Here is a 7,078-nt window from a genome sequence, read left to right as displayed (position 1 = left end):
TAAGTCACAATGAGCCCGTGGCCGAGATCGCAATCAGGTACCTAAACCGACTTTCTGACTACCTTTTCGTATTGGCACGGAAGTTGTCGCATGATTTGCAAGCCGAGGAAGTTCAATGGATTCCCAGGAAATAATAGACAGGAATCGGTGCTGGTTTTTGGGTTAAAAACCTCAAACTTCAAACCTGAAACTTTACACTAAAAAAAACGTTCTTAACTTTTTTTAAAAATAAATAGATTTTTACTTGTCTTTTTCAGTAAAAAAATTATTTTTGCACAAAACTAAATCGACAAAAGATGTATTGGACATTAGAATTAGCATCCTATCTTAGCGATGCCCCGTGGCCTGCTAACAAAGACGAACTTATTGATTACGCTATACGTGCAGGAGCTCCTTTAGAAGTAGTAGAAAACCTACAATCTATTGAAGACGAAGGCGAGATATATGAATCAATGGAAGAAATTTGGCCAGATTATCCTACAGACGAAGATTATCTTTGGAATGAGGATGAATATTAAAAGAATAATCAAAGAAAAAGTCTCAAAAGAGGCTTTTTTTTTGGTTAAATTTACACTTTAAAATAATTAGAAATACAACCATATTATGAGTTTCATAAATAGCATTCTTAAAGCCTTTGTCGGAGACAAATCCGAGAAAGATGTTAAGGCTTTACAGCCTTACTTAAACAAAATTAAAACTTTTGAAAGTAACTTAATTGCATTATCCCATGACGAATTAAGGGCGCGTACTTTTTTCTTCAAAGACCAACTGCAAGTTGCCCGTGCAGGGATTGACGCTAAAATAGCAACCCTTAAGAAAGATGTTGAAGGGATTGAAGACATTGACCAAAGAGAAGACATTTATGTAGCGATTGATGCTCTGGAAAAAGAAGCATACGATTTGTCTGAAAAAACATTACTTGAAATTCTTCCTGAAGCTTTTGCCGTGGTAAAAGAGACAGCGAGACGTTTCAAAGACAACTCAGAAATTAGAGTAACCGCAACAGCGAAAGACAGAGAGTTCTCTGGAATTAAACCTTATGTTTCTCTTGATGGAGACAGTGCCGTTTGGCAAAACAAATGGAATGCTGCAGGTAAAGAAATTACTTGGGACATGATTCACTATGACGTCCAACTGATTGGTGGAATGGTATTGCACGAAGGAAAAATTGCAGAGATGCAAACGGGTGAAGGAAAAACATTAGTGGCAACCTTGCCATTATACCTGAACGCTTTGACCGGAAACGGAGTGCACTTGGTTACTGTCAATGACTATTTGGCTAAACGTGATAGTACTTGGAAAGCGCCTTTGTTTGAATTCCACGGAATGACTGTTGATTGTATCGATAATCACCAACCAAGTTCTGAAGGACGTAAAGCCGCTTACAATGCGGACATCACTTACGGAACGAACAATGAATTCGGTTTTGATTATTTGAGAGATAACATGACCCATTCACCAAATGATTTGGTTCAAAGGAAACACAATTATGCGATTGTCGATGAGGTCGATTCCGTATTGATTGATGATGCCAGAACTCCATTAATCATATCCGGTCCGGTACCGCAAGGAGACCGTCACGAGTTTAATGAGTTGAAACCAAAAATTGAAAACTTGGTTAGTCTTCAACGTCAGTTGGCAAACGGATTTTTATCTGAGGCAAAAAAACTGATAAAAGAAGGAAACACTAAAGAAGGAGGTTTCTTGCTTTTGAGAGCCTATAGAAGTTTACCAAAAAACAAAGCGCTGATCAAGTTTTTGAGTGAGGAAGGAATCAGACAACTTCTTCAAAAAACGGAAAACCAATACATGCAAGACAACAATCGCGAAATGCACAAGATTGACGAGGCCTTGTATTTTGTTATTGAAGAAAAAAACAATCAGGTTGAGTTGACCGACAATGGAATCCAATTCCTTTCGGGAGACACAGACCCTGACTTTTTCGTCCTTCCGGATATCGGAACTGAAATTGCCTCTATCGAAAAGAAAAAATTAGAGAAAGACGCCGAGGCTGAGGAAAAAGAAAAATTATTCCAAGACTTCGGAATAAAAAGCGAACGTATCCACACCTTGACCCAACTTTTGAAAGCGTATAGCCTTTTCGAAAAAGATACTGAATATGTAATCATGGACAACAAAATCATGATTGTCGATGAGCAAACAGGACGTATCATGGATGGTCGTCGTTATTCTGACGGATTGCACCAGGCTATCGAGGCTAAGGAAAACGTGAAAATCGAGGCTGCAACCCAAACATTTGCCACGGTAACTTTACAGAATTATTTCAGAATGTACAACAAGTTGGCCGGTATGACAGGAACTGCGGTTACTGAGGCTGGCGAGTTATGGCAGATATACAAATTGGATGTAGTGGAAATTCCTACTAACAGACCAATGGCAAGACAAGACAAGGAGGATTTCATCTATAAAACGACTCGTGAAAAATTCAACGCCGTAATTGAGGATGTAACGGCATTGTCAAGCGCGGGAAGACCGGTTCTTATTGGAACGACTTCAGTTGAAATTTCGGAATTGTTAAGCCGAATGTTAAAAATGAGAGGTGTTGCGCACAATGTATTGAATGCAAAAATGCACAAACAGGAAGCTCAAATTGTAGAAGAGGCAGGAAAATCTGGAGTGGTTACAATTGCCACCAACATGGCCGGTCGTGGAACGGATATAAAATTGTCTCCAGAAGTGAAAGCAGCGGGCGGACTTGCGATTGTAGGTACGGAACGTCACGATTCTCGTCGTGTAGACAGACAGTTGAGAGGTCGTGCCGGTCGTCAAGGAGACCCAGGAAGTTCTCAGTTTTATGTTTCCCTTGAAGACAACCTAATGCGTTTGTTTGGTTCTGAAAGAGTGGCCAAAGTAATGGACAGAATGGGACTCGAAGAAGGAGAAGTTATCCAACATTCAATGATGACCAAATCCATCGAACGTGCACAGAAAAAAGTGGAGGAAAACAACTTTGGTGTACGTAAACGTTTATTGGAGTATGATGATGTGATGAACGCACAACGTGAAGTGGTGTACAAACGTCGTCGCCATGCCCTGTTTGGAGAACGTTTGAAACTGGACATCGCTAACATGTTATATGACACTTGCGAACTTATCGTACAAGACACAAAAGCGACCAACGATTTCAAAAACTTCGAATTTGATCTTATTCGTTACTTCTCTATCACTTCTCCAGTTTCGGAAAGCGATTTCTTGAAATCGACTGAAATAGAATTGACTGGAAAAGTATACAAAGAAGCTTTAAAATATTACAACGAGAAAACGGAACGCAGTGCAAGAGAGGCTTTCCCAATCATCAAAAACATATACGAAGACAAAAACAACCAGTTCGAACGCATCGTAGTTCCATTTACCGATGGTGTGAAATCATTGAGCGTGGTGACTGATTTGAAGAAAGCATACGAAACTGAGGGTAAACAATTGGTTGCCGATTTTGAGAAAAATATCACCTTGTCAATCGTGGATGAAGCTTGGAAAAAGCATTTACGCAAAATGGACGAATTGAAACAATCAGTTCAACTGGCCGTTCACGAACAAAAAGATCCTTTGCTAATTTACAAATTTGAGGCTTTCAATTTATTCAACGGTATGTTGAATGGTGTGAACAAAGAGGTGATTTCATTCCTTTTCAAAGGGGATTTGCCGCAACAAAGCGCTCCAATCGAAGAAGCCAGAGAGGTTGTGCGTCAGAAAGAAGACTATAAAACTTCGAAAGACGAAATTCCTAACAGTGAAGCGGATAACCGCGAAGCAGGACAAACTCAGCAACGTCAGGTTACAGAAACTATCGTGAGAGAGATGCCGAAAATCAACCGTAATGACAACGTTACGATTCAAAACGTGGCTAACGGACAAATTCAAGAAATGAAATACAAAAAAGCCGAAAGCTTAGTAGCCTCAGGCCAATGGGTCATCGTTAAAGAATAATTTCTTATAACAGATACAATCCCGCTCAATATTAAATTCCCCAATTACGAAAGTAGTTGGGGAATTTTTTTATCCTGAATTCAGGAGCTATTCCCGCCATTCGTTGTAAGCTATTTGGCTCAAACCCTTTTTTTTCCAGGCGCTGGCAGGAGCTTCCTTCGGTCGCTCTGCCGCCACCATAAAAAGCGGTTTGCGCCAGCATAGGCTTTTCACTACTCTAGGGGCTAAAAATTTGTGCTATTAGAATATGATTGTGGTTTCCCATAACAATCCATAACAAAAAGAATTCATCTTTGAGGACAAGTTAATTATCAAAACAAAATTAGTCAGTATTTACGGTTAATTAATTTATATATTTGAGAATAGATATTGTGTGAACTATAGTCAGATCTATCTGCCCTAAATTGGGGTGATAGATCTCATTTTATCAGACATACTAGTTGTCTGCTAGTTTACAAGAAAAATGTACGTTTAAAAGAAAACCCAAATTTTATTCGAAATAGTTTCAAATGGAAGGAAAAATAAAAATAACATTCAAAAACAGAAACGAAATTACAATGGGTTCTCCATATAATTTAGCAGAAATAGAAATTAGTGGAATTGAATTAAATCTGCCAAAATTTAGTTGGCAAGATAAATATGCAATTTCAAAAAATAAAAAATTCATTACATTAGTTTATTTTGATTTCGTAGAAAATGAACCGGGATTTAAAATATACATAATCGACCTTGAAAAAGGAAAATCAAAAAGTTCAAAACGTTTGATTGGACTTTTAAATAAAATCGAAATTGAAAACGATACTATTAAACTAAATAAATTTTTATACAGTAAAACTAAATCAGAATATGGCAAATTATGCTGTAATTTTGATGAAGAATTGAAATTAGAATATTGAATATAAAACCAGCGCACAACAGCGGTTTTGCCGGATTTGGGTATTCGGCTTAATTTGAAATTGGTTTTATACTTAAAATAAAAGTGATAATCCGCAAGATTAATCTGAATTTAATCCCAAAACCCGAGCAAAGCCGCAAGGACGTTAGCAAGTATTTAATGAAATTAAATTATGAATATGGACGAAAAGAAATCGACGATCTCTAAAATTTGGAATAAAGCACCTTTAATCATAAGATCAATTATTTTAGGATTTACAATAAGTACAATAGGTGTATTAACTTGGTCAGTATTAGCGACTTTTGTACCATTGCCTTGGTCATTTATATTAATGATGGCATTTTTATGGTTTTACATTAAATATTTAAGTGGCTCATGGAATCCAAAGCACACGAAGCTATTCAGAAAGCAGAATTTTAGAAACCCAAAACTTTCATTGAATGCATGGTTTTTATCAATAGTTGGTATTACACTTATTGTATTAATAGAACAGTCAGGTCTGATAGTAACTTTTCGTTTAATGGAATTCCCTGCAGAAAGGTTTTCTCGGGAGTATAGTTTCCTTGAAAATGTTCCCGCATGGGCTGCTTGGTTGGTAGTTATTATGATTTCTGCTGTTGCAGGTATTTGTGAAGAAATTGGATTTAGAGGATACATGCAGGTTCCATTAGAAAAAAAATATGGACCATTAATGGCAATTTCAATTGGTTCAATAATTTTTGTAATAGTGCATCTTCATCAAGCTTGGTCTGGTCCAATTATTTTTCAAATTTTCTTTATAAGTGTATTGTTTGGTTCAATTGCATATTACTCCAATTCTTTAATACCAGGAATAATTGCACATTTTATTATGGATATATGCAATTTTTCGTTTTGGTGGTCAAAACTGGGACATCAATTTGACAAAAAAACGATCTTGGAAACAGGAATTGATTATCACTTCATAATTTGGAATGGTACATTCTTGATTAGCATTGGATTGTTTATTTATGTAATGTCAAGATTGAAATCTATTAAAAATAATATCCGACTAGATATTAAAACACCTGCTAACAATGTATAAAAATAATAGCCGTGATAGTTGTAATTTCAAGGGCTGTAGACCGCTTCAGCTTACTTGTAACTTGACAAGAAAGTGACACGCAGTCAGCTACTATTCTTATATTCACCGTTAGCAGTCAGGCTAGCAATAATAATTAGAGATTTAACTTACTAAAAAAACATGGAAAATCAACATATATTTTCAAGAAGAGTTTTGGTGAAAAGTTCAATTCTAGGGCTTTTGACTTTGCCTATTCATAATGTACTTTATGCAAAAAACATTTTTAACATTGATGAGAGTACTACTAATGAAATAAAACAACCCAAACGTTATCCGGCAATTGATGATGAAATAACAAACGAAGTGGTTGGAGTTTCACATTTTAATTTGGACAGGTTAAAAGAGCTTGTCAATAGAAGACCTGAATTGGCTCGTGCTACTTGGGATTGGGGCTTTGGCGATTGGGAAACTGCTATAGGTGCGGCATCGCATGTAGGTAGAAAAGACATCGTCGACTACTTAATTTCAAGGGGGGCAAGACCAGATATTTTCACTTTTGCCATGTTGGGGGCACATGATACGGTAAAATCTATGATTGAATTTATGCCTGGATTACAACGAACATCGGGTCCACATGGCATTAGTTTACTCCAACACGCCAAAAACGGGGACAGTCAATCAAAGAATTCAATCCAATTAATTGATTATTTAACCGCTTTGGGCGATGCTGATAGCCTAAAATACCAAGGCATAGACGAGGCCGAAAAACAAAAATATGCTGCCGATTACAAATATGGGGAGGGTGAATTTGATGGCTTTTCTGTAAAAGTGAATAGCCAAAAAAAGCTTTTGTTTGGCAAACTCGGAAAGTTTGGTGGCTCGCTATTGAAAATTGGCGACCATACATTTACCTATAATGGTGCCCCTTCGGTCGAAATTTCTTTTCAATTTGAGAACGAGAAAATTGTTTCACTAACAGTTAAAGAGCCTGAATTGACTTTGATTGCAAAAAGAATATGAAAATGAACAAACAAGCCCGAACCGCTAACAGCGCTTTGGCAAAATGGACCGGTTTTGTGCTAAATTGAACATTCGGAATTCTAATAAACATTTGTTCTAAACTGAACATTTGTGCTTCTAATTCCGTCACTTCGCCAAGCCGCAAACCGTTGTACGAAAGCTTAAAAAAACTC

General features: G+C 37.0%; 7 protein-coding genes and 1 pseudogene. 6 read left to right on the top strand and 2 right to left on the bottom strand.

The genetic code is table 11. From position 1 onward, the window contains the following. The 3 genes and pseudogenes from VIH09_RS05730 to secA form a co-directional block, all read left to right on the top strand. Positions 1–134 (top strand): annotated as a pseudogene (locus tag VIH09_RS05730) (ATP:cob(I)alamin adenosyltransferase); the annotation flags it as partial. Positions 135–296: 162 nt separating this feature from the next. Continuing rightward, positions 297–518, top strand: a complete 222-nt coding sequence (locus VIH09_RS05725) for a DUF2795 domain-containing protein (protein ID WP_007138072.1) — start codon at positions 297–299, stop codon at positions 516–518. 85 nt (positions 519–603) lie between these two features. Beyond that, on the top strand, positions 604–3,948 hold the full coding sequence (gene secA, locus VIH09_RS05720; RefSeq protein ID WP_331578788.1) for a preprotein translocase subunit SecA: 3,345 nt from the start codon (positions 604–606) through the stop codon (positions 3,946–3,948). A gap of 31 nt (positions 3,949–3,979) precedes the next feature. On the opposite strand, the gene VIH09_RS05715 is transcribed toward secA, so the two are convergent. Next, the gene (locus VIH09_RS05715) at positions 3,980–4,150 is read right to left on the bottom strand and encodes a hypothetical protein (RefSeq protein WP_331578786.1); all 171 of its coding nucleotides are present in this window, start codon (positions 4,148–4,150) and stop codon (positions 3,980–3,982) included. Positions 4,151–4,457: 307 nt separating this feature from the next. Between VIH09_RS05715 and VIH09_RS05710 the strand changes: the two genes are divergently transcribed. From VIH09_RS05710 to VIH09_RS05700, 3 genes are all read left to right on the top strand, one after another. Beyond that, positions 4,458–4,844, top strand: a complete 387-nt coding sequence (locus VIH09_RS05710; RefSeq protein ID WP_331578784.1) for a hypothetical protein — start codon at positions 4,458–4,460, stop codon at positions 4,842–4,844. Between the two features lie 177 nt (positions 4,845–5,021). Continuing rightward, positions 5,022–5,906 carry a type II CAAX endopeptidase family protein gene (locus VIH09_RS05705; protein WP_331578782.1) on the top strand — a complete coding sequence of 295 codons (885 nt, stop codon included), beginning with the start codon at positions 5,022–5,024 and terminating at the stop codon, positions 5,904–5,906. 159 nt (positions 5,907–6,065) lie between these two features. Then, a complete protein-coding gene (locus tag VIH09_RS05700) occupies positions 6,066–6,905 on the top strand; it encodes a hypothetical protein (protein WP_331578780.1) in 840 nt (279 codons plus the stop codon). Here VIH09_RS05700 and VIH09_RS05695 read toward each other — a convergent pair. Then, the coding region (locus VIH09_RS05695; RefSeq protein WP_331578778.1) for a hypothetical protein at positions 6,865–7,078 on the bottom strand (214 nt) is incomplete at its 5' end. The two genes, VIH09_RS05700 and VIH09_RS05695, sit on opposite strands and share 41 nt — an antisense overlap.

The sequence above is a fragment of the Flavobacterium sp. genome (assembly GCF_036515215.1).
In the GTDB taxonomy this organism is placed as follows: Bacteria; Bacteroidota; Bacteroidia; order Flavobacteriales; family Flavobacteriaceae; genus Flavobacterium.
This window is presented reverse-complemented; position numbering and strand designations above follow the sequence as displayed.